Origin of the sequence: Acinetobacter sp. SWAC5 (assembly GCF_003419885.1) — a bacterium.
Lineage (GTDB): Bacteria > Pseudomonadota > Gammaproteobacteria > Pseudomonadales > Moraxellaceae > Acinetobacter > Acinetobacter cumulans.
Window position 1 is genome coordinate 1 of record NZ_QUWR01000007.1, and the last position, 22583, is coordinate 22583.

Sequence of the window (22583 nt, forward strand, 5' to 3'; positions counted from 1 at the left end):
ATTAAGCAGCATTGGATGGCTGCGTCGGAGTAGGTTTGATTTCGCCCTTGTTTGCCTTTTGATGGCGCATACCATTGCGTAGCAGGATCAAACCAAATGGCAATATTTCCGCGACTCATAAGTGCTCGGTTATATGCGGGCCAATTGGTTGTGCGGTAGATTTTGTGTGTAGGCTTCTTCATTTGAAAATTATATCGCTGAAAAACCCTTTACAGATAGGTTTGTGCAACAAAGCCTACATAAGAGCAAACGATCTTCCAACGGTAATTTATGCGGTCGTCCTTTACCAATATGACCAGGTAAATGCTTATTTAGCTCGGCCAACATGAGGTTAAATGTAGCCCAACTAACACCGGTAAGCCTACGAAACTTAACGTCTGATAATTTTTGAATATCTTTGAATTTCATCCAAGGATTATCTCTTGAATTAAATAATTTTGCTGATTAATTTAAGATCAAATAAATTGTACGTTTTTTGATTTATGACGGAAGTCTATTGTATTAAATGAGGGGAAATGAGCTGAGTTTAAGCATTGTTTGTATAAAGCTCAGAAGCTTAATACAGATAAAATCCTCCTCAATTGATTTATATATTTAAATGAACTTATGCTCTGTAGCGATAATAATTCATCTCACTGTAATGTGAGTCGTTGGGAGTACTACATCTTAGAAGACTTTTATTTAGAAGAGACTTGTGAAAATGGGGGAAAAAGCTTAAAACTTCTTCTACGCGGATTGTAGTTTCATACAAAGTGGCGACATATATAAGACATCTAGTTTAAAAGTTGACTTACCTCATTGGATGAATGAAGTCGCGTGAATTATCTTTTTCATTTTATATGATGAGGCGTAAGAGATGAGTCAAATGGTTCAACTTTTTCTTCGTTATGTAACTGTGCAAAGAAAAACGCCTAATGCTGAGCATTAAGCGTTTAAAAATTCTCTTTCAGATTTGTGTATTAATTCATTCGAATTAATGACGGCGATATTTTTTACCGTGCTTTTTGCTGTATTTACGGCTACTGTTGTCGTATTGCTTATCTTTAGAGATTTTATTCCCTAAAGCAGCACCACCTGCAGCACCAAGGGCAGAACCTACATAACCACCATTTGTGCCACCCATGCTTTTACCTACGGTATAACCCGCACCGCCACCAATAGCACCACCAATCGCAGAATCTGTACGGTTACGACGGTCACTTGCTACCGCTGCACCACCCGCACCGCCAAGTGCTGCACCAATGGTCGCACCCGTGTTGCCACCCATATTTTTACCAATTGCAGTTCCTGCAACACTACCAAGCGCACTAGCAGCGGCAACGCGAGTAGTGCTGTCAGCGTGGGCGCTAACCGTAAAAACTGAAGTGAGTGCCAAAGCACTGCTCAGTAAAAGGGTATTCATTTTCATGGTTAACTCCATGTCCAATCTTATTTGGACTCTTTAATTTCTTTGATGGGGTAAATGTAACAAAAGACTTCTTTAAAAATATGGAGAGCCTTCCCCAAATTAATGTGCTTTGGTGTAAGCAATGTTTCTGTTTGTAACAAATGTGAAAAAACTGCCTTTAATTTCACCCATTGCAGGCAATGATGAATAAATAAAGTAGAACGATGGGCATCACATATTTAAATATGCGACCTAAAAACAGGATTTATCGTAGATATAGAGTGTAACTTGTAATTTTTTTCCGTTTCTATTCATCCTGCTTAGTTTAATTTACCCAATATGCTAAGTTGAACGGCTTAAATTTATCTGAAACCATGATGATTTAAAATACAATTTTGTCGGATTAAAAATTTTAAAGTTAAAGGGACTTTAAAAGTCCACATTCTATATAGATGCTGTGACATATATAGGCCAAAGCGATAAGTCGCTGACTAACAATAAAGATGTCATTTAAAACTGAGAATCTGTAAACTAAGCGCAAAATGAAGATTTGTCTGCTCTAGCTGGATTGTATTTGCTATATCAGGGCAGGCGTTAAAGAGATATTTTGTAAAATGAAAGAATCACTGCGTTTGCGGTTGGATCAATTATCTGACCGTCACGAAGAATTAAATGCCTTACTCGCAGATGTTGAGGTAATTTCAGATAATAAACGTTTTCGTCAACTTTCACGCGAACATAGTGATTTGAGCGAAATTACTGAAGTATGGCACAAATATACTCAAGCTGAGGCAGATATAGAAACTGCTGAAGCTATGTTGTCTGATCCTGATTTTAAGGAAATGGCTCAGGAAGAAATTAAAGAAAATAAAGCTTTGATTAGCACTTTGGAAGCTGACCTTAACATCTTAATGATTCCTAAAGATCCGAATGATGCGAACTCTGCATATTTGGAAATCCGTGCAGGAACGGGTGGTGATGAAGCTGCGATTTTCTCAGGCGACTTATACCGTATGTATAGCAAATATGCCGAATCTAAAGGTTGGCGTATTGAAGTACTTTCAGAAAATGAAGGCGAGCATGGCGGTTATAAAGAAGTCATTTGCCTTGTAAATGGCGAAGGCGTGTATGGCCGTTTGAAATTTGAAAGCGGTGCGCATCGTGTACAGCGTGTACCAGCGACAGAATCACAGGGTCGTGTGCATACTTCAGCATGTACCGTAGCAATTTTGCCTGAAATAGATGTAGACACCACAGTAGAAATTAACGCATCTGATTTGCGTATTGATACTTATCGTGCGTCAGGTGCGGGTGGTCAGCACATTAACAAAACCGATTCGGCAGTTCGTATTACCCATCTTCCAACAGGAACTGTGGTGGAATGTCAGGATGAGCGTTCACAGCATAAGAACAAAGCCAAAGCGATGGCTTTACTTGCTTCACGTCTGGAAAATGCAAAACGTGCAGCTGCAGATGCGACAACGTCTGAAATGCGCCGTGACTTGGTTGGCTCGGGCGACCGCTCTGAACGTATCCGTACCTATAACTATCCGCAAGGCCGTATGACCGATCACCGTATTAACTTAACGCTATATAAGTTAGATGCTGTGATGGAAGGCGACTTAACAGAATTGCTGGATAGTTTGCACCGCGAATATCAAGCCGACCAATTGGCAATGTTAGCTCAGCAGAATGGTGGCTAATGAATATTGCACAGGCGTTGGCCTATCGCGGTGAACCTGAAAGCTATGAGCGTCAGGAAAATGCATGGTTGCTCGAGCACATTACGAAAATTGATTCTTTTGATTTAATCATGAAGAAGGATCAAGCGTTAACCGCAGAGCAAGAACAAGCTTATCTCGCTGGTTTAGAACGTATTGCAGCGGGTGAGCCTTTGGCTTATGTTACGGGTTCACAGCCATTTTGGACTTTAGACTTAAAAGTGACTAAAGACACTTTGGTACCGCGTCCGGATACTGAAGTATTGGTTGAAACCGTGTTGCGTTTAGACTTGCCTGAAGATGCGCGTATTGTAGATTTAGGCACAGGAACAGGTGCCGTTGCTTTGTCATTGGCAAGTGAACGGCCTGATTGGTCTGTTACAGCGTCAGACATTTATGAGCCGACACTGGAAGTCGCAGAATACAATGCCAAAGCACATGATTTAGCGCATGTGAAATTTGTATTGGGTTCATGGTTAAAGCCATTTGGCCGTGAATTCTTTGATGTGATTGTGTCGAATCCGCCGTATATCGATGCAGACGATGTGCACATGAAAGATCTAGCGACAGAGCCTGAGCGCGCTTTAGTGGCAGATAAGCATGGTCTTGCAGATATCGAGCAAATTATTCAGCAAGGCAAAAAGCATTTAACCGTGAATGGCTGGGTTGCGCTCGAACATGGATATGATCAAGGTGAAGCGGTACGTCATCTATTTTTACAAGCAGGCTATCGATATGTCCGTACTGTAAAAGATTATGGCGGAAATGACCGTGTGACCTTAGGGCAATGGCAACAGTAATGTAGCTGAGCCAAAAACAAATTATAAAAGCGCATTCAATGCGCTTTTATTTTGAAAGGCGGTTACTGTTTAATAACGTCTCGCCAGCGAAGTAACCAAGTTTCTAGTGCTTGCATGACACGATCGGTTAACTTACCTAATATTGCCAATAAAATAATCGCTAAAATGACAATATCTGGTCGCGAGGTTTCTCGGCCATCACTAAGTAAATAGCCAATTCCTTGTGTTGCTGCAATTAATTCAGCAGCAATCATAAACATCCAAGATAAACTCAGACCATTACGTAGCCCAGTCAATATGCCTGGGGAGGCTGCTGGTAATATGATTTGCTGTACAACTTGCCAATATTTTAAACGATAGACTTGAGCGACTTCGATTAATTTACGGTCTACGCCTTTAATTGCTGCTACGGTATTGGTATACACAGGAAAAAATGCACCAATTGCAATTAAAGTAATTTTTGAAGCCTCATCAATACCCAGCCAAAGGAGCAAAAGTGGTATCCATGCTAAGCTAGGAATAGACTTAATGGCTGAAAAACTTGGTTCTAAAAAGGCTTCAGCTTGTTTGCTTAGACCAACCCATACTGCAAAAAACAAGGCTAAAAAACTGCCGATTAAAAAGCCAATTAATACACGTAAGCTACTTGTCCAAATATGTTGCCATAAATCTCCAGCTGCCAATTCTGTGAAGCTTTGCCAAAGGCTACTGGGCGCAGGGAGTAAATACGGTTCAATCCAGCCTGCACGAACCAAATATTCACATAATATAAGAACTAAAACTGGGATCGTGAGCGCTTTTGCCCAAGTGCTTAACTTGGGCCTAGATGCTTCACTTTCAATTTTCAGTTTGAGTGAAGTAGGTGCTTTCGGTATTGCTTGAGAATGTGTCATAAGTCAAAAAATGCCTTTTACTTCACAGCATTTTGTGCAAATTTTGCATCAAGTAATTGAGTCACTACTTGGTTTACATCCGTGCCTTTACGTACTAAATCTTCTTCAGTCAAAATATTGCCTGCTTTTTGTAAGGCAGCAATATGTTTTGCAGTTGGAACGTTTTGATCGAAGTTGGTACGGCTAATTTGTAGTTTTGCAACATTTAAAGGAAGCTTAGATTCCTTGGCTAATAGTGTGGCAACTTGATCAGGATGTGCTTTGGCCCATTTTCGTGCTTGTTCATACGCCTTAATCACCGTGGTCACAGTTTCAGAGTTTTCTTTTGCAAAAGCATCTTTTACGCTTAAAACGCTATAGCTATTGAAGCTTACATTGCGGTAAAGCAGTTTAGCTCCAGACTGTAGTTGAGCCGAAGCCATTAATGGATCAAGTCCTGCCCAAGCATCGACTTGGCCACGCTCTAATGCCGTTTTACCATCTGGGTGTTGTAAATGAACCAGTTGTACATCTCGTTTAGTTAAACCAACTGTTTCTAACGCTTGTAAAGTAAATAAATAGGGATCAGTACCTTTGGTTGCTGCAATTTTTTTAGCTTTTAAATCTTTTAAATTCTTAATATTTGAGTTTTTAGCCACCAGTAATGCGGTCCATTCAGGTTGGCTTTGAATATACACTGTTTTAATAGGGCTACCGTTGGCCTTGCTTAATACCGCAGCTAAACCTGCAGTGGAAGCAAAATCGATACTACCACTATTTAAATACTCTAATGAGCGGTTTGAACCTTGGCTAAATACCCATTTGATTTGGCTTTGAGGGAAGGCTTTTTCTAAGAGTTTTTGATCTTTAACCACTCAACTGGTTGGGGCATAGTAGGCATAATCCAGTTTGATTTCTTTTGGTGGTGCTGCCAAAGTCACTGTGGTTACTAAAGCCGTAGTAGCCAAGATAGCAAGTTGACGAATCGTTTTCATATAACCCCGAAAATGTATAGCGCAAAAATAATTCGTTATAAATACGTGCTGAAGTTAAATAGAGCAAAATAGAAAAAGTGATAACAAAATGAAAAATATAAAAATAGAGTATTTTAAATATTAAGTTATTGAAAAATATTTATTTTAAAAATTTAGTATGTGATTTTGTTTTATATATCAAATAGATCATAAAATTTCAGTTAAATTGATAAGTGTAGTTTAGGGCTGTAAAAAGGTTTTTTATACAAAATAAAGCGGCCATGTCGGCCGCCGTATTTTTAATGATTATTGTACTACTGTGATAGATTACATTGGGTAATCTTGTAGACATTCTGCCACTTCAACTTGGTTGAAAGCATCAGTTTCTACTGCAAGACAATAGGCAACAATTTTAGTAGTTGCTGTAATGTAAGCTTCATCTTTTAAATTGGCACCAGCTTGAACTTCTTGAATGGTTTCCGTTGAAATATCCAAGTGTTGTGCAATTTCAAGTGCCTGCTCATTTAAGAAAAATGTAGAGACAATATTGGCTAAATCAATATCAGAAATCTTAAGTAGTTCCTGATGAAACTGAGCTTCAGTCTGTTCAGTTGCTTGAAAAATTGATTCAGAGAAATTTTGTACCAAGCTTTGCTCGAGTACGTCTATCATCTTAAGCATGTGGGAGCCTTCGAGGTGATGAGATCAGGGAGTGAGATACAGCCAAAATAACAATAAGCAAAATGCTTTAAATTGAGTGAAAAATAACCTATTTAAAGGGGGTTGGCAATCTTCTAGCGATGAACGTACAGTCGTATTTGTGTTTTTTAATAAACTATTGATAAATTTGTAAATTTTTCAATTAATCTAAAATTAAGCTTATTTGAGTGATTTTAAATATTAGACTTCTGAAATTTCATTCTGTTGTTTTTGGCGGTACATTCCTGGGTTGACGCCTGTCCATTTTTTAAAGGCACGGTGAAATGCACTTGCATCATGGAAGTTCAGTTGTTCACTAATATCTTGCAAGGTTAAATGGCTTTGTGCGAGCAAATCAATGGCAAGGTCACGTCGTATGTCATTTTTGAGTTGTTGAAAATTAATGCCTTCTTGCTTAAGTCTACGTTGCATCGTGGCTTCCGACATATTAAAAAGGGGCGCTAGTTCGGTCAGTTCTTTCCAATCAGCCGTTGCGGTTTGCATAAAGTGTTTACGAATTTGATGGCCCAATGCATTGGGGTTTTTATAACGCACCAATAAGTTATATGGTGTATGCAGAATAAATTGATGCCAAGTTTTTTGGTCTTGCTTAATGGCTAAGTTTAAGTAGTTGGCATCAAACTGAATATAGTTTTCGTCGGCAGCATATTGAATATCATCACAAAATCGAACTTTATAGTCGTGATCATCGCTCGGCGCAGTGCAACGTAGCTGAATTCGATTCAAAACAATACGTTGTCCACATAACCAGCACATCAGGCCATGAATTAACATTAAATACGTAGCATAACTGAACATGCGTTTGGGCAAGGTATTTTCTTGAATCACAATATATACATAGTGTTCTTCCACAAAAAACTTACTTTTAAAATCATCTAAAATAAGATTTAAAAATTGAAGAATTTGCGTTAGAGCTTGTTTTAAATCAGTGCTTTGCGTAACTGATTTGGATAAGAATGTATAACTGCCTCGGCGCATGGGATGCGAGTCCATCCCAAAAAACTCATCATTCATTGCATCGGCAAGTACAATCCAAAGCTGTGCATATTGGCTTACCGACACACGAGTTTTATCCGAATGCAGCAGTTCAGGTGCAATACCCGCTTTTTGCAGTAAAGCAAAAGTGTCATAGCCTTGTTGTTTTGCATGAAGGAGTGCTTCATGTACAAGGCTAATTGAAATTGTCCCTTTGAAATAGTCGTGATCCAATCTAAATTCCATGATTGAGCTGAAGTATATTTTCTATTGTTCAAATACATCACGCGCGATGCAGTATTTGGAAATTGTACTCAATTTATTCTGTGATTACTCTGTGTCTTAAGTCGAATTTTAAAACATGTTGTTTAGGATAAAAGAAAATGAAAATCCAAGGAAAAGTGTTTGTAGTTACAGGTGGTGCGTCTGGTTTAGGGGCGGCTACAGCTACTTATTTGGTTGGGCAAGGCGCAAAAGTCATTATGGTCGATATGAACCAAGACTTAGGTGAAAGCTTACAACATCGCCTAGGTGAGCATGCTGAATTTGTCATGTTAGATGTAACTAGCGAAGCTGCAACAGAAGCTTTTTTTCAACATGTTGAGAATAAATATGGTCAATTAAATGGTTTGGTCAATTGTGCGGGGATCGCACCTTCTGCAAAAGTATTGGGTCGCGATGGTTTGCATGACTTGGCAATGTTCCAAAAAGTATTGAATATCAATGTGTCTGGTACATTTAATATGATTCGTTTTGGCGCGCGCTTAATAGCTAAATATGAATTAAAAGCGGGTGAAGAAGAGCGTGGTGTGATTGTGAATACAGCCTCTGTGGCAGCTTATGATGGTCAGATTGGGCAATCTGCCTATGCAGCTTCAAAAGGTGCAGTTGTCGCAATGACTTTACCCTTAGCTCGTGAGTTGGCTCGCGAAGCGATTCGAGTAATGACCATTGCGCCAGGGATTATGGAAACGCCTATGCTTAAAGGCCTACCGCAAAATGTACAGGATGCTTTAGGGCAAATGGTGCCATTTCCACCGCGTTTAGCAAAACCAGAAGAATTTGCGCACTTGGTAGGGCATATTTTTGAAAATGGCTACCTAAACGGCGAAGTGATTCGTTTGGATGGTGCAATTCGTATGCAACCTAAATAATTCATTTTAAGGAAAAACTTCTTGTTTCCTTTTGATGGGTGAGCAACGAAACTTAATTTATTGCTGGCTAAATGGGATGTTTGGCCAGCAGGTGGCGCAACCGCCACTGCAATGTATTTGATAGTGAAAATAATTAAATTTTAAAAGGATGTAAGCATGATTTTGAATGATGAACAAAAAATGGTTCAGGAAATGATGCGTGATTATTCACAAAATAAACTGAAACCTACTGCTACAGAACGCGATAAAACTTCGCGCTTTCCAGCGCAAGAATTAAAAGAATTGGGCGCCTTAGGTGCTTTAGGTATGACTGTGTCTGAGCAATGGGGTGGTGCAGGCATGGACTATGTGTCTTTGGTTGTGGCTATTGAAGAAATTGCCGCAGGTGATGGCGCAATTTCGACCATTGTAAGCGTACAAAACTCTTTGCCATGTGGAATTACCCAGCGTTATGGAACAGAGCAACAGAAGCAGCAATACTTAAGCAAATTAGCGACTGGAGAAATGTTAGGCTGCTTCTGCTTAACAGAGCCACAAGCTGGTTCAGATGCCAGTGCATTGATGTGTCAGGCTGTACGTGATGGTGATGAGTGGGTTATCAATGGTACCAAGCAATTTATCACCACCGGTAAATATGCTGATGTCGCATTGGTGTTTGCAGTGACAGATAAAGCAGCTGGCAAAAAAGGGATTTCATGCTTTTTAGTACCAACAAGTACTGAAGGTTATATCGTATCGTGTTTAGAAGAAAAAATGGGCCAACATTGCTCAGATACTGCAACGATTATATTTGATAACTGTCGTATACCTGCTGATCATTTATTGGGTAAAGAAGGTGATGGCTACAAAATTGCTTTATCCAATTTAGAATCGGGCCGTATTGGTATTGCAGCCCAGTGTATTGGTATGGCGCGGGCGGCTTTGGATGCAGCCATTGAATATGCCAATGAGCGTCAAGCATTTGGTGTCAATATTGTAGAGCATCAAGCGGTGGCATTTCGTTTGGCCGACATGGCCACACAGATTGAAGCCGCACGTCAGTTGATTTTTCATGCGGCCACTTTAAAAGATGCCAACTTAGCCTGCTTAAAAGAAGCGTCTATGGCGAAGCTATTTGCCTCAACTATGGCAGAGCGGGTGTGTTCAGATGCAATTCAAATTCATGGCGGCTATGGCTATGTTTCGGATTTTCCTGTTGAACGAATTTATAGAGATGTGCGTGTCAGCCAAATTTACGAAGGCGCATCCGATATTCAGCGCCTCGTAATTGCGCGTGAAGTTGCCAAGTCATAAACATGCAGAGTCATAAGCATGAAGGCCGAAGTCATTAGACTTTGGTCGATGTTCAAAGCCTGCAATACAGATGAGGTTTATGGAAATTGCAGGCCATCTTTAAACGTGTTTTTCTAATTATATAAAAAAGGCGTGAGTTTAACTTAGGCCAAATTGAAGTACGGGATGTACAGCGCCACACAGCAAGATGTGTGTAAGCAATATAACAATGCTGAAGTGACATAGAGCAGATGCCAAGTCCTCAGCCCACATGATATAGGGAATACCATGAAAACACTTGAACAAGCATATCTCGATTTTGATTTTGAAAAATTAATTACAATGCAATTACAAGGTCATTCTAAGGAAGTAAATGCCTATGTGGAATGTTGCCAGCGGTACGTTGGACAGCACAAAACAGCGTTTATTTGGGAAGGTAAGAATGGCGAATCGGCAACATGGACTTTTGAACAACTAGATGAAGCCTCAGGCAAGCTTGCAAATTATTTTAAAGGTTTAGGTATTCAAAAAGGAGATTGCATCGCGGGCTTATTGCCACGTACAGCAGAATTACTCATAACTGTATTGGCTACATGGCGTATTGGAGCAATTTATCAACCCTTATTTACTGCGTTTGAATCTAAAGCAATTGAGCACCGTATTGAAGTTGCACAGACTAAACTGATTGTGACCAATACAGAGCAACGTGCAAAATTAAACAACCTTAAAGTGCAGCATATTTTAACGGTTGGGCAAGTCGATGTAATGCCTAACTCGATAGCTACTGAGGCGGATTTTTGGACAGTGATGGCCCAGCAATCTGTACACTGTGATGCAGAAATGCAAAGCTTTGATGACTATTTTTTAATGATGTTTACCTCAGGTACGACAGGTTTGGCGAAATCTGTACCTGTACCTTTAAAGGCAATGTTAGCTTTTAAAGGTTATATGACCCATGCTGTCGATTTACGTGAAGAAGATTCATTTTGGAACTTAGCTGACCCTGGTTGGGCTTATGGTTTGTACTATGGTATTACAGGGCCATTAAGCTTAGGTCATAGCATTATTATGGATGAGCGTGCATTTAGTGTAGATAACGCATTGCAAATTATTCAAAAATATAAAGTGAGTAACTTAACAGGATCGCCAACAGCATTTCGTTTGTTTTTTGGCTTTAAAGAAAAGTTTGATGAGTCAATTAAAACCCATTTGCGTGTGGTGAGTAGCGCGGGTGAGCCACTTACACCTGAAGTTATTCATTGGTTTAACCATGATCTAAATGTCAATATTTACGATCAATATGGTCAGACTGAATTGGGTATGGTAATTGCCAACCATCATGCCTTAGCGCATGAAAAGAAAGTAGGTTCTGCTGGGTATGCAATTCCTGGGCATCGTTTTGCTGTATTAGATAGTAATAACCAAGAAGTAGTAGCAGGCGGTATTGGTACCTTGGCCATTGATTGCTCACAGTCACCTTTGTTTTGGTTTAATGGCTATGGGGGCAATAATCGTAAATCATTTGTCGGGCACTATTATTTAACAGGTGATACTGTACGTTTAAACGAACATTTGGGCATCGATTTTATTGGTCGTGCTGACGATGTCATTACAACGTCAGGCTATCGCGTGGGTCCTTTTGATGTGGAAAGTACTTTGCTTGAGTGTGAAGAGGTTCTAGAGTCAGCAGTTATTGGTAAGCCAGACCCTGAGCGTACTGAGATTGTGAAAGCTTTTGTGGTGCTTAAAACACAATATGCTGTTACGGCAGAACTCATGAAAAAACTACAAGAATATGTACGTTCACGGTTATCAAAACATGCATATCCAAAAGAAATTGAATTTGTAGACAGCTTACCTAAAACATCAAGTGGTAAAATTCAGCGTAATTTGCTCAAGCAACAAGAAATTGCAAAATTAGAGCAGTTAGCCAAAGTGGGTTGAATAATTTAATTTATCTAAATATAAGGCGGTCAAATGACCGCCTTTATTGTTGATGTAATTTGTTATTTTTTAATATGTCGCATCTTTTTTAATGGTTGGCCATCGGGAGATGCTTTGGAAAAAACACGAAGCAAGTGATGGTGGCAAGCAATGCACAGGTGGCCATAATACTAATTAAGCCTATAGCGCCTACAGCTGAAGTACTTCCCGTAATTGCGGTAATGATTGCACCAAAGCCAAATTGCAGTGCACCCAATAAAGCTGAAGCTGTGCCTGCATTTTGGTGTTGAAAAGTTAATGCCAATTGTGTTCCTGTTGGCATAATAAAACCAAGCAAGGCAACAGCTATAAAGATAATAATACAAAATAGAATTAACTGATTTATACCAAAAACAAGACAACAGAAAAGCATAGCCATGACGATGAGTAAGGCAAATGTTGTAAATTTATAGGCGTTGAGGAGCCCAAACTTTTCATGCATTTTTGGCGTTAAAATGGCCGTAATAATTAAGCCAAAAGCATTAAAGGCAAATAGTAGGCTAAATTGGGTAGAACTCAGCTGATATTGAGAAATAAGGACACTTGCTGAGCCTGCAATGTAGGCAAAGAAAGCAGCCTGTGCAATACATAAGCTCAGTGCATAAATAATAAATTTACGGTCTGTAATGATGCGACCATACAGTTTAAATGTCTGTGAGAGCTTAAATTGTTGACGTAGCTTGATATCACGTGTTTCTGGTAGGTAAAGCGCGACAGCACTCATCACCACAATGCCATATACGGCAAGAAATGCAAAAATATTGCGCCAAGAGCCCAAGGTTTGTAGGCCATTGCCGATCAGTGGTGCAACTACGGGTGATAAACCTAGAATTGCCAATACCATAGACATCATTTTACCCATGGCAGGGCCTTGATATTGGTCTTTAATCATCGCAAAAGCGATCACCATTCCAATAGACCCTCCAAGGCCTTGTACAAAACGAATGATTTGGAGTTGCATGACATTTGTTGCAAAAGCGCAGCTGATTGATGCGATTATAAAAATACTCAGCCCTAAATAGATCAGTGGCTTACGACCAAATTTATCTGAAAGTGGGCCATAGACCAATTGCCCAAGCATTAAACCCACAAAGAATGTCATTAAACTTAATTGTACTGCACCTTCGCTATTGCCTAGTGCCTCGGCCATTGCAGGTATGCTAGGCAAATACATATCAATGCCAATGGGGCCAAGTGTTGCAAGCAATGCAATAAGTATTGGCATTGCGCGATTGGGGGATGCTGTCATAATAAATCTGAATTGTTTAAATGGCGCACATTATGAAACTCACTGGTTTCCTAAGTCAAGGAAGAGTACATGGCTAAATTGGGTAGACCTTTGGCAATGACAGTAGAGCAACGCCGTAAAGAAATTTTTGCAGTTGCAGAACAGCTATTTGGTAATTATGGTTTTGAAAATGTCACGATGGCTCAAATTGCCAGTGAAGCAGGAATGTCTAAAAAAACGTTATATGCATATTTTGCAGATAAACGCGCCTTATTGAACTCATTGGTTGAGTCTTCTTATATTTGGCCTGAAGAAGCTTTTTCAGATTCTCCTTTGAATGCTGTAGACAGGTTAAAACAACACATGAAAATGATAGCTGAGCACGTACTTTCTGAGCGTCATATAAAATTATGTCGTCTATCCATTGCGGAACACGCGGATATGGACGGTATGACACATACGTTTTATGAAATGGGGATTGCATCGAGTCGTAATCACCTCATTGTAGCTATTGAGCGTATTTTGCCCTCAGACTGGCGTTTAGCGTTAACTGCAGAGGTTTTGGCAGACATGCTTTTTGGTGCTTCAATTACTAAACCTTTCATTGATGCTTTATTCATCAACAAAGAAGCAAATTTAAAGGAAATTCATCAAAGAATTGACAATACTATCGATGCAATGCTGATAATAGCTTGAATATCGATACCATAATTGTTTAAACGGATATTGAAATCGTGAATCAGTCATCGGACTTGGACTTAGAACTCAGCGAAGCAGAAATGCACCTGTATAGTCGTCAAATACTCTTAGAGGGATGGGATCTTGAAGCACAAGAAAAGCTCAAACTTTCTAATGTGTTGATCGTAGGCTGTGGGGGGATTGGTTGTGCATTGGCTGAGTTATTGGCACGCGCAGGTGTGGGAAAAATTAGCTTAATTGATGCAGATAGCATTGAAGTGAGTAATTTGCAGCGCCAAATGGCTTTTGGACCTGCAGATATTGGTTTTTATAAAGCAGATATATTGGCAAAACGTTTAACACAAATTAACCCACATATTCAGGTGCACAGTATTGTCGCTAAGTTGGATAAAACCAATGCAGATTGCCTAATAGCATCGCAAGATTTGGTGCTCGATGGCTGTGATAATTTCACAACACGTTATTTGGTGAATCAAATTTGTCAGCAACACGGTGTGCCATTAATTAGTGCTTCAGCAATTGGCTTTCAGGGGCAATTGTTTATGGTTGAAGGCGATTCGGCTTGTTATGAATGTCTGTTTCCAAAAGAAGAACAGCAAAATGAAAGCCTACGCTGTGCGGACTCAGGTGTACTCGCGACCACGCCGAATGTGATGGCCAGCTTACAGGCGCATCATGCGTTATTATATTTGGGTTTAAACCTTAGGCCACTGAAGCAAAAGCTTTTATTGTGGAATGGTTTAAATATGACGCAGCGAATTTTAAATTTTATGCATGATGAAAATTGTGCAAGCTGTCAGGCAAGATAATCCTGCAAGGGCATAAAATTTTGCTACACTCACTACACTTTATTTTTCCTCAGACATTATGAAAAACAATATTTGGCTTGATGGATTACGTTCTGTTGCCCGTATGGGTGAAACAGCTGTGGTGGCAGCCAAGGCTGGCATTAAATACGCCACAGAAAAACCAAGCAATGCAAAACTCATGCGTGAAACTTTTGAATCGCTCGGTTCTACATATATTAAATTAGGGCAGTTTATTGCAAGTACGCCTTCGCTATTTCCACGTGAATATGTGGAAGAGTTTCAAGGTTGTCTAGATCAGACACCAAGCTTGCCGTTTAGCTATGTACAGCAGGTATTGGCTTCGGAGTTTGCAGGCCGTAATTTAGATGAAATATTTGCATCTATTGATGAAAAACCACTTGCGTCCGCATCTATTGCACAGGTACATGCAGCCACTTTAGTGAGTGGTGAAAATGTCGTAATTAAAGTCCAAAAGCCAGGTGTAGAAACCATTTTATACACTGACTTAAATGTCTTGCATTGGGCGACTAAATTACTTGAAAAAGCTGTACCTAAAGTTAAATTTGCGTCTTTAGCAGATATTGTTGAAGAAATAAAAACACGTATGGTGCGTGAAGTTGATTTTATTGAAGAAGCACAAAATTTAGATGATTTTGTGAATTATTTAAATATTACCAATAACCAAGCAGCAACAGCACCTAAGGTTTATCATCAATATTCAACTCGTCGTGTGCTGACTATGCAACGCTTGTATGGTGTACCTTTGACTGATTTTGATATGGTTAAAAAAGTTGCAAAAGACCCATCACAAGTTTTAATTACTGCCATGAATACATGGTTTGGTAGTCTGATGATGTGTAATAGCTTCCATGCGGACTTGCATGCGGGCAATCTTATGTTCTTAGAAGATGGTCGTGTCGGCTTTATCGATTTTGGTATTGTGGGTCAGTTAAAGCCAGAAGTATGGACTGCCTGTATTGCATTTATGGATGCATTGCAAAAGACCGACTATGCTTTAATGGCTGAAAATATGCTGAAAATGGGCATGACGGATCATAAAATTGATACCAAAGTTTTGGCTGATGATTTAGAGCGTCTGTTTAGTGGTGTATTGCTGGCAGATCCGCAAGAATTGCTCACATCAAATCCTTCGGATATTAATGACATTATGATGGATATGGTGGGTGTAGGCGAACGTCATGGCATCCGTTTCCCACGAGATTTTGCCTTGTTATTTAAGCAAATGCTGTACTTTGATCGTTTTATGCGTATTCTAGCGCCGTATACAGATATTTATGCTGACCAGCGCTTACAGATGGTACAAAGTATAGACCCTAATCTGTTGCTAAAGCACTAAGCTTTAATGCGCTTACAGTCTTTATTACTTTGACACACTTTTTTAAATCCCCCTTATATAAGGGGGACTTTTGTATTTGAGAGATTTATGGACGCGATTATTATTGAAGGCTTAAAGGTAGAGACAGTGGTGGGCTGTTTCAATTGGGAGCGTCAAATTATTCAGCCTTTAATGCTCGATTTGCAGATTAATACCAGTTTAGAGCAGGCATCTAATTCTGATGAGTTAGACGATACGCTCAATTATGCGGAAATTTGTGAAATTTCGGCAAAAGTGATTCAAGAAGCGCAACCTAAATTGATCGAACATGCAGCAAAACTGGTTTTGAATGCACTTTTTACTACCTTTCCTGTAGTGGAATCTATTATGATTACCATCCGTAAGCCTGCCATTATCCCGCAAGCAAATTCTGTAGGAATTCGTCTTGAACGTCACCGAAACGATATTCGCCTTAGCACTGGCGAGTAATTGCAATCCAAAACAGCATTTTCAACAAGCAATTGCACAACTCGCTCAATTCGGTAATTTAAGCTTTTCCAGTATTTATTTAATTCCGTGCCGAGATGCGATTGGCGCGGATTATTGGAATGCTGCGTGTTTATTGAAAAGTCATTTATCCGTAACGGATTTAGTCCTGCAATTAAAACGTATGGAAACCGATTCAGGGCGTATTCGACCTTCACATCAAATTACTTTAGATATCGATTTAATCGCATGGGGTAGTTGTTTGTCCAATATGCAGTTTAATGCCAAAAAATTACCTTTGGCATTGGATGTGAAAATTCCTATGTATGAGATTTGGTCAGATGCAGCTTTTGTACATGAGAAACATCACTTTCCTGTGGTCTCATGTCATGCATAGACTTGATTTCTATAATTTTATGTATTCAAATGTTGAGCACTTAGCGTTTGATTTGGGTGCTAGGTTGGGTTATCGCATAGCAGATCATTTGAGTCTGTAAAACAGCAGTCATGCTAGATTCAGTGCTAAGATAGAAAAAATAATCATCATCAAGTTGTTGGCTGTATGAATTGGACTGAGCTCATTCAGCATTATGGCTATTGGGCCATATTTGCAGGAACTTTGTTTGAAGGCGAAACAGTACTTATGCTGGGTGCTTATGCAGTGCATCAGCATTTACTTAATTTTTGGCTATTACTTTCGGTTGCTATGCTTGGAAGCTTTATTGGTGATCAATTTTATTATCAATTGGGCGCACGCTATGGGCAAAAAATGCTTGAATCTCAGCCAGAGTTTGCCAAAAAATTTCAACGTGCCAGCCAATTTATCGATCGTTATCCAATTTTAACTATTCTGGGTATGCGCTTTGCGTGGGGACTTAGAACAGTATTGCCGATCGCCGTAGGCATAAAAGCTTATCCAATTTGGAAATATGTACTCATTAACATTGTGGCCTGCTTCATTTGGGCATGGGTAGTGATTAGTGCTGGAGTACACATCACGCATGCCTTACATGTATTTTGGCAGTACATATTGCCTTATGACGATGAGCTTTATACGATTGTTGCTGTGATTGCTTGTATTGGGCTTGCGCGGTTGGTGTATGGCTATCGAAAAAAAGTAGCTGAGCAAAGCTCTAAACATTAATAAAAGATAAACGCCGCTATGCATCGCTAATTAATAATGAAAAGCTATATGCTCAATTTAAAATACTAGTTTCTAAAATTTAAAAAGCCCGCAGATTAGCGGGCTTTTACATCTTATGTATGGCTTAAATAAAATAACTAGTTTTGGTCATGAGCTTTGAAATGGCTGTCATGGTGATTTTAACAGGTGCTGGAAGGTCAACACCGCCTGCATTAAGCGCCGTATCGCGATGGTGCAACTCATCAATGTTCATTTGATTTAAAATTTGATATGAGCGCTGATCTTGTACAGGTAGCTGACTCATGTGGTGTTCTAAATGCATGCTCACTTGACGTTCTGTTTCAGCGACAAAGCCCAAGCTATATTTATCGCCCGCAATACCTGCTAAAGCACCCATACCAAAAGACAGACCATACCATACAGGGTTTAGTAAGCTGGTATGGCTATCCAGTTCTTTGAGTCGATCTTCACACCATGCTAAATGATCTTGCTCTTCAATGGCTGCTTGTTGCATTTCACGACGTACATTGGGTAACTTTGCAGTGAGCGCTTGGCCATGATAAAGCGCTTGTGCGCATACTTCGCCACTATGGTTGACACGCATTAAGCCTGCAACATGGCGAGCTTCACTTACAGCCAATTGTGTGTTGGTTCCATTGGCAGGGTTCTCACGTTGCGCAGAAGTGCTTCCAGGAACTAAACTGCGTAGCGCTTGGTCAAAAGAATGGATGAATTTGTCTAGACCGGTGTATTGACGCATGAATTAATCCTCCAACGAGACGTGCGCAGTTTTAAGCATAGGTTTTAAACGCAGGAGGAGCCAAATAGAGAAAATAGCACTCAACACTGCGGTTATGCAGAAAAGTATTTTAATATCAATCTTCAATATACTTAAGATGATAATTGAAAATATAGCAGAAGATACCATGAAAACAGCATTTAATATGTTGTTTGCCGCTACGATGCGCGCACGATGTGAGCGAGGTGAATAGGCTTGCATCATGGCATAGAGTGGCACAATATAAAAACCACCACTAATACCAAGTAAAGTCACTGCAAACATCACATTATAATAACTCCAGCCCCCTTGGAATACATCACTGAGGCTGAGTAGCGCACCAGTACGCTCTGGTACAAAAGTAAGGCTGGCTGCTAAATATAAAGCGAATACTGTAAGACCAATGGCACCTAATGGGACCATTTTAATATTGACTTCAGCACCCCCAATTTTACGACACAATAATGAGCCTACACCAATACCAACAGAAAAGAAGGTCAGTAATAAACTCACAACATTTTCAGAAGCATGTAAATTTTGCTGTGTCAGCTGTGGAATTTGAGTGAGGTAGGTTGCACCATAAAACCAATACCATGAGTTGCCTAATAAAATCGTAAAAATTAAAGGCAGGCTTTTGGCATAGCGCAAGGTTTGACCACTGGTACGAAAGAAATTCCAGTCAATGTCTATATTGGGTGAGGTGACTTGCTGTTTTAAAATAAAGCGACTTGATAAATAGCCTAAGCAAGCAATTGTGATTACCGTGAGGCTAATCCATAGCAAATTGCCTTGTGATAGGGAAATCACCGCACCACCCAAAATCATCCCGATCAAGATGGCCATAGATGTGCCTGATTGGAATAGTGCATTGCCTGACATAAGCTCTTGTGGCTTAAGGATTTCAGGCAAAATAGCGTATTTGATGGGCCCAAAGAAGGTGGAATGTGTGCCCATTAAAAACAGTGCGCACAATAATAGCCATAAATTGCCTAATAAAAAGCCTGCAGTCCCTAAGAGCATAATCAAAATTTCAGCAATTTTAAGCATTCGAACAAGCTGTGAACGCTCGTACTTATCTGCAAGCTGTCCAGCCGTCGCAGAGAAGATGAAGTAGGGTAAAATAAACAGTAAGGCTGCTAAGTTATTTAAAGTACTAATACTTGCTGTTTGTTGTTGAATCCATCCATACGTGATAACGAGAAGTAAGGCTTGCTTATAAACATTATCATTTAATGCCCCAAAAAATTGGGTGAGAAACATGGGTAGGAAACGACGGCTACCGAGTAAATGTTCACTGTTCTTCATATGATATGTGCTACATAAAGTTTTATTAAGAAATGTGAGTGTTTAGTAAAACAGCGAAGAAAATCATGTAAGATACTTTAAAGCCTAGGAAAATGGATCAATTCCATTGAAATTCAGTTCTTGAATTTAACTTCAATGGGGTTAAAGATCTATTTCATAAACACGTATGTTTAGAGTTCGCTATGCCAGAAAAAATAAATTTTAAAAAGACCACACTTAATTTAAGTATAAGTCATTTGACACTCGGGCATCATAACAACAAACGTTTGTGTTTAAGTATCTTTTTAACATTGTTTGCGCAGCACGTAATGGGTCAAACAGTTGAAGAACATACGCCTGTCGCCGATGCAACTCAAGTGGAAATGGTGAATGCATTAAAGGCTGAAGCCAGTCAACAAGGTGTTTCTGAGGAAGAACTTCGTCAAAAAGTTGAACAGCAGTTGACTCAGCCAGCTTCTGCTGACAGCGTACAAATGTTACAAGAACAACAAAATTCTCAGACCCCTATTGAGGCGTTTAAACCGATTGAGTTTGATGATTTAGAAAATTTGCCAGTTGAACCAATTGATCAACAGCTTGCAAATGAAATCTTTAAAGTTGCAGAAGAGGCGAAACAGTCTGCTCAGAACTATAGAGCAACACAAAATAATGAAGTTGCAGTTGCAGATATCACCCAACAAGAACTGCAAGAAATTAACCAAGCTCCAGTCAATGTAGATGTATTAATGCAATCTATCCGTGCGGATAGCGACATTGCGATTCAAGAAAATCAAACGGGTCGTGAGCTGGTGGTGGGTTTAGATAATCAAGAAGCTGTTGACGATAAGCAACCCAATTTCTTTAAGCGATTATTATATAAAGTGCGCCCGCCACGCCAAATGAATACAGCGAAAGTGCCACGGATTACTGCAGATGTTGTTTTGGTGTCTTCGCAAAATGAAAGCAATGTCTCAAATAAAGATTATGCGGAAGCATTAGAAAACTTAAAAGCCAATATTAAAGGTAAGTTGTCGAGTTTTACGCAAGAATCGTTCAGCGACTTTCCTTCCGCTTTACCTCAGCTACGTGCGTTGTCAATTCAGGCTTCACAGGCTGTGGGTTTTTATAATTCTGAGTTTAAATTTGAGAAAACTAGTAATTCTCGTGTTCGCGTACTTGTTACACCAAATAGCCCTGTAGTCATTCAACAGCAAAATGTTGAGTTTACAGGCCCTGGGGCGAATCAAGCACAGTTCAAAGTGATTGGTGTATTGCCAGATCAAGAAGAAGGTGGTGTGTTTAATCATGGTTTATATGAAAACACTAAAGTTCGTATAGATAATGCAGCATCTAATAACGGCTATTTTGACTCATATTGGCGTTTGCATGATGTGAAGGTTGCGCAGCCACAAAATACTGCCGATATTAACTTGCGCTTTGAAACAGGTGAGCGTTATAAGTTGGGTGATGTCGAATTTAGAATGAGCGACCCAACTAAACCATTCCCTTTGAATGAGAAAATTTTACGTAGTTTAGTGACATGGCAAGAAGGTGCGGATTATGCTTTTTGGCGGGTAAATGGCTTAGCCAATAACCTAACCAATTCACGTTACTTTAACTACACTTTGGTGGATGCAGTCCGTCCAGATCCAATAGAAAAAGAGCTAGACTTACCGCCAGATTTACAAAAGCTGGTCGATCAAAATAAACTGTCAGCAGATGATTTAGCAGTACAAGATAAAAAAGCGGTAGCTTCAGATCATGAAGTCACACAGCATGTAGTCAATGAAGATCAATTTGCAGGTGTGAAAGACCCAGAGCAAAAAGCGAGCCTACGCAGTTTGGCGGAGCAACAAGAGCAAAAAGATAACGAGCAAGATGTATTAAAAGATAAAGCACGTGAAAGCAAAGTTGTTCCTGTGATTGTCACTTTAAATGCTGACAAGCTAAATAGTGCAGAAATGGGTGCTGGTTTTGGTACAGATACGGGTGTTCGTTTACGTGGGCAATATCGCCGTGCAATTGTAAATGAACATGGACATTCATTTGATGCCAATATGGAGCTGTCACAAATTCGACAGTCTTTAGATGGTCGTTATAACATCCCTTATAAACACCCACTGAATGATTACATTAGCCTAGTAGGCGGTTATGAGCGTGAAGAGCGTGATAATGTTGGTGGTGATGTTAACTTGTTAATTGAATCCGCGGTTGCAGGTGCTGACCGAATTATTAAAAACCCACGTGGCCAATGGCAACAAACCTATGGTCTGCGCTATCGTTTAGACCGTATTACAGAAAATGGTTTAGCTGCTGTCGATATTGATAAAATACCTGAAGCCTTTTTAGTAAATGCCAATAGCCAGCAACAATCATTACTGATGGGTTATGAAGTGTCTAGAACAGATACGGACAAACGTGTAAACCCAACGGTTGGCTTTAAGCAGACTTATAAAGTCGAGCTAGGTTCCGAAAAATTATTGACCGATGCCGACATGGCAATCGTGAATGCAGGTTGGCGTTTTATTTACTCTTTAGGTGAAAATGACAACCATCAATTTGTGGGTCGTGCCGATGCAGGTTATATTTTTACTAAAGATTTTAGTAAAGTGCCGTATAACTTACGCTACTTTACAGGTGGCGATCAAACCATTCGTGGATTTGACTACAAGAGCTTAGCTGCATCTGAGTCGGGCTACAAAATTGGTGGTCAAGCTTTGGCGGTCGGTTCTTTAGAATATAACTATCAATTTAAAGATGGTTGGCGTGCGGCAATTTTTAGTGATGCAGGCAATGCCTATGACAAAGATTTTAATACTAAAACCGCTTATAGCGCAGGTTTAGGTATTCGCTGGGCATCACCAATTGGGCCAATTCGTATTGATGTTGCATCAGGTTTATCGGATGATAATCACCCAATACGAATTCATTTCTTCATTGGCTCACAATTATAAAATACGG

20 protein-coding genes and 1 pseudogene are annotated in these 22583 nt (G+C 39.7%); 12 read left to right on the forward strand and 9 right to left on the reverse strand.

Going from position 1 to position 22583, the window contains the following annotated elements; all coding sequences use genetic code 11:
- Window positions 1-182, reverse strand: a 182-nt coding sequence (locus DYI81_RS06445) for a transposase (protein WP_031978843.1), incomplete at its 3' end; no start/stop codon positions are given.
- A gap of 791 nt (window positions 183-973) precedes the next feature.
- Window positions 974-1408, reverse strand: a complete 435-nt coding sequence (locus DYI81_RS06450; RefSeq protein ID WP_117007030.1) for a hypothetical protein — start codon at window positions 1406-1408, stop codon at window positions 974-976.
- A 593-nt stretch (window positions 1409-2001) separates the two neighbouring features.
- Here DYI81_RS06450 and prfA point away from each other — a divergent pair.
- Together prfA and prmC are read left to right on the forward strand one after the other, a co-directional pair.
- The gene (gene prfA / locus DYI81_RS06455) at window positions 2002-3090 is read left to right on the forward strand and encodes a peptide chain release factor 1 (protein WP_117007031.1); all 1089 of its coding nucleotides are present in this window, start codon (window positions 2002-2004) and stop codon (window positions 3088-3090) included.
- Entirely contained in the window at window positions 3090-3908 is an 819-nt protein-coding gene (gene prmC / locus DYI81_RS06460; RefSeq protein ID WP_117007032.1) for a peptide chain release factor N(5)-glutamine methyltransferase, read from the forward strand. Before prfA ends, prmC begins: the two co-directional genes overlap by 1 nt.
- 62 nt (window positions 3909-3970) lie before the next feature.
- Here prmC and DYI81_RS06465 read toward each other — a convergent pair whose 3' ends face one another.
- The 4 genes and pseudogenes from DYI81_RS06465 to DYI81_RS06480 all read right to left on the reverse strand — a co-directional run bounded on the left by DYI81_RS06465 (window position 3971) and on the right by DYI81_RS06480 (window position 7695).
- Window positions 3971-4801, reverse strand: a complete 831-nt coding sequence (locus tag DYI81_RS06465) for an ABC transporter permease (RefSeq protein WP_117007033.1) — start codon at window positions 4799-4801, stop codon at window positions 3971-3973.
- 17 nt (window positions 4802-4818) lie between these two features.
- Window positions 4819-5775, reverse strand: a pseudogene (locus DYI81_RS06470) (aliphatic sulfonate ABC transporter substrate-binding protein).
- A 306-nt stretch (window positions 5776-6081) separates the two neighbouring features.
- Window positions 6082-6435, reverse strand: coding sequence for a hypothetical protein (locus tag DYI81_RS06475; protein ID WP_106984872.1), 354 nt, complete (start codon window positions 6433-6435; stop codon window positions 6082-6084).
- A gap of 219 nt (window positions 6436-6654) precedes the next feature.
- Window positions 6655-7695, reverse strand: coding sequence for an AraC family transcriptional regulator (locus DYI81_RS06480; protein ID WP_106984871.1), 1041 nt, complete (start codon window positions 7693-7695; stop codon window positions 6655-6657).
- A 137-nt stretch (window positions 7696-7832) separates the two neighbouring features.
- Between DYI81_RS06480 and DYI81_RS06485 the strand changes: the two genes are divergently transcribed.
- The 3 genes from DYI81_RS06485 to DYI81_RS06495 all read left to right on the forward strand — a co-directional run bounded on the left by DYI81_RS06485 (window position 7833) and on the right by DYI81_RS06495 (window position 11819).
- A complete protein-coding gene (locus DYI81_RS06485; RefSeq protein WP_106984870.1) occupies window positions 7833-8603 on the forward strand; it encodes a 3-hydroxyacyl-CoA dehydrogenase in 771 nt (256 codons plus the stop codon).
- A 156-nt stretch (window positions 8604-8759) separates the two neighbouring features.
- Window positions 8760-9896: an acyl-CoA dehydrogenase family protein gene (locus DYI81_RS06490; protein WP_106984869.1), complete on the forward strand. Its 1137-nt coding sequence runs from the start codon at window positions 8760-8762 to the stop codon at window positions 9894-9896.
- Window positions 9897-10163: 267 nt separating this feature from the next.
- On the forward strand, window positions 10164-11819 hold the full coding sequence (locus DYI81_RS06495) for an AMP-binding protein (protein ID WP_106984868.1): 1656 nt from the start codon (window positions 10164-10166) through the stop codon (window positions 11817-11819).
- 88 nt (window positions 11820-11907) lie between these two features.
- Here DYI81_RS06495 and DYI81_RS06500 read toward each other — a convergent pair whose 3' ends face one another.
- Window positions 11908-13107, reverse strand: coding sequence for a multidrug effflux MFS transporter (locus DYI81_RS06500; protein ID WP_240627362.1), 1200 nt, complete (start codon window positions 13105-13107; stop codon window positions 11908-11910).
- 69 nt (window positions 13108-13176) lie between these two features.
- Here DYI81_RS06500 and DYI81_RS06505 point away from each other — a divergent pair, with 69 nt between their 5' ends.
- The 6 genes from DYI81_RS06505 to DYI81_RS06530 all read left to right on the forward strand — a co-directional run bounded on the left by DYI81_RS06505 (window position 13177) and on the right by DYI81_RS06530 (window position 17560).
- Entirely contained in the window at window positions 13177-13782 is a 606-nt protein-coding gene (locus DYI81_RS06505; RefSeq protein ID WP_117007034.1) for a TetR/AcrR family transcriptional regulator, read from the forward strand.
- Window positions 13783-13865: 83 nt separating this feature from the next.
- Window positions 13866-14594 carry a HesA/MoeB/ThiF family protein gene (locus DYI81_RS06510; protein WP_117007160.1) on the forward strand — a complete coding sequence of 243 codons (729 nt, stop codon included), beginning with the start codon at window positions 13866-13868 and terminating at the stop codon, window positions 14592-14594.
- A gap of 58 nt (window positions 14595-14652) precedes the next feature.
- Complete coding sequence (locus DYI81_RS06515; protein WP_106984865.1) at window positions 14653-15951, forward strand: AarF/UbiB family protein; 1299 nt, start codon at window positions 14653-14655, stop codon at window positions 15949-15951.
- A gap of 87 nt (window positions 15952-16038) precedes the next feature.
- Window positions 16039-16419 carry a dihydroneopterin aldolase gene (gene folB / locus DYI81_RS06520; RefSeq protein WP_106984864.1) on the forward strand — a complete coding sequence of 127 codons (381 nt, stop codon included), beginning with the start codon at window positions 16039-16041 and terminating at the stop codon, window positions 16417-16419.
- Window positions 16376-16813, forward strand: a complete 438-nt coding sequence (locus DYI81_RS06525) for a 2-amino-4-hydroxy-6-hydroxymethyldihydropteridine diphosphokinase (protein ID WP_106984863.1) — start codon at window positions 16376-16378, stop codon at window positions 16811-16813. Before folB ends, DYI81_RS06525 begins: the two co-directional genes overlap by 44 nt.
- 165 nt (window positions 16814-16978) lie before the next feature.
- Entirely contained in the window at window positions 16979-17560 is a 582-nt protein-coding gene (locus tag DYI81_RS06530) for a DedA family protein (protein WP_240627364.1), read from the forward strand.
- Window positions 17561-17684: 124 nt separating this feature from the next.
- Here the strand turns inward: DYI81_RS06530 and coq7 are convergent, their stop codons facing one another.
- Both coq7 and DYI81_RS06540 read right to left on the reverse strand, forming a co-directional pair.
- A complete protein-coding gene (gene coq7 / locus DYI81_RS06535; protein WP_117007035.1) occupies window positions 17685-18320 on the reverse strand; it encodes a 2-polyprenyl-3-methyl-6-methoxy-1,4-benzoquinone monooxygenase in 636 nt (211 codons plus the stop codon).
- A 3-nt stretch (window positions 18321-18323) separates the two neighbouring features.
- Complete coding sequence (locus DYI81_RS06540; protein WP_117007036.1) at window positions 18324-19643, reverse strand: MFS transporter; 1320 nt, start codon at window positions 19641-19643, stop codon at window positions 18324-18326.
- Between the two features lie 182 nt (window positions 19644-19825).
- Here DYI81_RS06540 and DYI81_RS06545 point away from each other — a divergent pair, with 182 nt between their 5' ends.
- Window positions 19826-22576: an outer membrane protein assembly factor gene (locus tag DYI81_RS06545; protein ID WP_117007037.1), complete on the forward strand. Its 2751-nt coding sequence runs from the start codon at window positions 19826-19828 to the stop codon at window positions 22574-22576.
- The last annotated feature ends 7 nt before the right edge of the window (window positions 22577-22583 follow it).

What these genes read in the sequence shown, in the direction of transcription:
- DYI81_RS06485 (WP_106984870.1), top strand. Translation starts at nt 7,833, where the DNA reads ATGAAAATCCAAGGAAAAGTGTTTGTAGTTACAGGTGGTGCGTCTGGT.
- DYI81_RS06545 (WP_117007037.1), top strand. Translation starts at nt 19,826, where the DNA reads ATGCCAGAAAAAATAAATTTTAAAAAGACCACACTTAATTTAAGTATA.
- DYI81_RS06500 (WP_240627362.1), bottom strand. Translation starts at nt 13,107, where the DNA reads ATGACAGCATCCCCCAATCGCGCAATGCCAATACTTATTGCATTGCTT.
- DYI81_RS06530 (WP_240627364.1), top strand. Translation starts at nt 16,979, where the DNA reads ATGAATTGGACTGAGCTCATTCAGCATTATGGCTATTGGGCCATATTT.
- DYI81_RS06495 (WP_106984868.1), top strand. Translation starts at nt 10,164, where the DNA reads ATGAAAACACTTGAACAAGCATATCTCGATTTTGATTTTGAAAAATTA.
- DYI81_RS06515 (WP_106984865.1), top strand. Translation starts at nt 14,653, where the DNA reads ATGAAAAACAATATTTGGCTTGATGGATTACGTTCTGTTGCCCGTATG.
- prmC (WP_117007032.1), top strand. Translation starts at nt 3,090, where the DNA reads ATGAATATTGCACAGGCGTTGGCCTATCGCGGTGAACCTGAAAGCTAT.
- DYI81_RS06450 (WP_117007030.1), bottom strand. Translation starts at nt 1,408, where the DNA reads ATGAAAATGAATACCCTTTTACTGAGCAGTGCTTTGGCACTCACTTCA.
- DYI81_RS06540 (WP_117007036.1), bottom strand. Translation starts at nt 19,643, where the DNA reads ATGAAGAACAGTGAACATTTACTCGGTAGCCGTCGTTTCCTACCCATG.
- DYI81_RS06490 (WP_106984869.1), top strand. Translation starts at nt 8,760, where the DNA reads ATGATTTTGAATGATGAACAAAAAATGGTTCAGGAAATGATGCGTGAT.
- DYI81_RS06505 (WP_117007034.1), top strand. Translation starts at nt 13,177, where the DNA reads ATGGCTAAATTGGGTAGACCTTTGGCAATGACAGTAGAGCAACGCCGT.
- DYI81_RS06510 (WP_117007160.1), top strand. Translation starts at nt 13,866, where the DNA reads ATGCACCTGTATAGTCGTCAAATACTCTTAGAGGGATGGGATCTTGAA.
- prfA (WP_117007031.1), top strand. Translation starts at nt 2,002, where the DNA reads ATGAAAGAATCACTGCGTTTGCGGTTGGATCAATTATCTGACCGTCAC.
- coq7 (WP_117007035.1), bottom strand. Translation starts at nt 18,320, where the DNA reads ATGCGTCAATACACCGGTCTAGACAAATTCATCCATTCTTTTGACCAA.
- folB (WP_106984864.1), top strand. Translation starts at nt 16,039, where the DNA reads ATGGACGCGATTATTATTGAAGGCTTAAAGGTAGAGACAGTGGTGGGC.
- DYI81_RS06465 (WP_117007033.1), bottom strand. Translation starts at nt 4,801, where the DNA reads ATGACACATTCTCAAGCAATACCGAAAGCACCTACTTCACTCAAACTG.
- DYI81_RS06480 (WP_106984871.1), bottom strand. Translation starts at nt 7,695, where the DNA reads ATGGAATTTAGATTGGATCACGACTATTTCAAAGGGACAATTTCAATT.
- DYI81_RS06475 (WP_106984872.1), bottom strand. Translation starts at nt 6,435, where the DNA reads ATGCTTAAGATGATAGACGTACTCGAGCAAAGCTTGGTACAAAATTTC.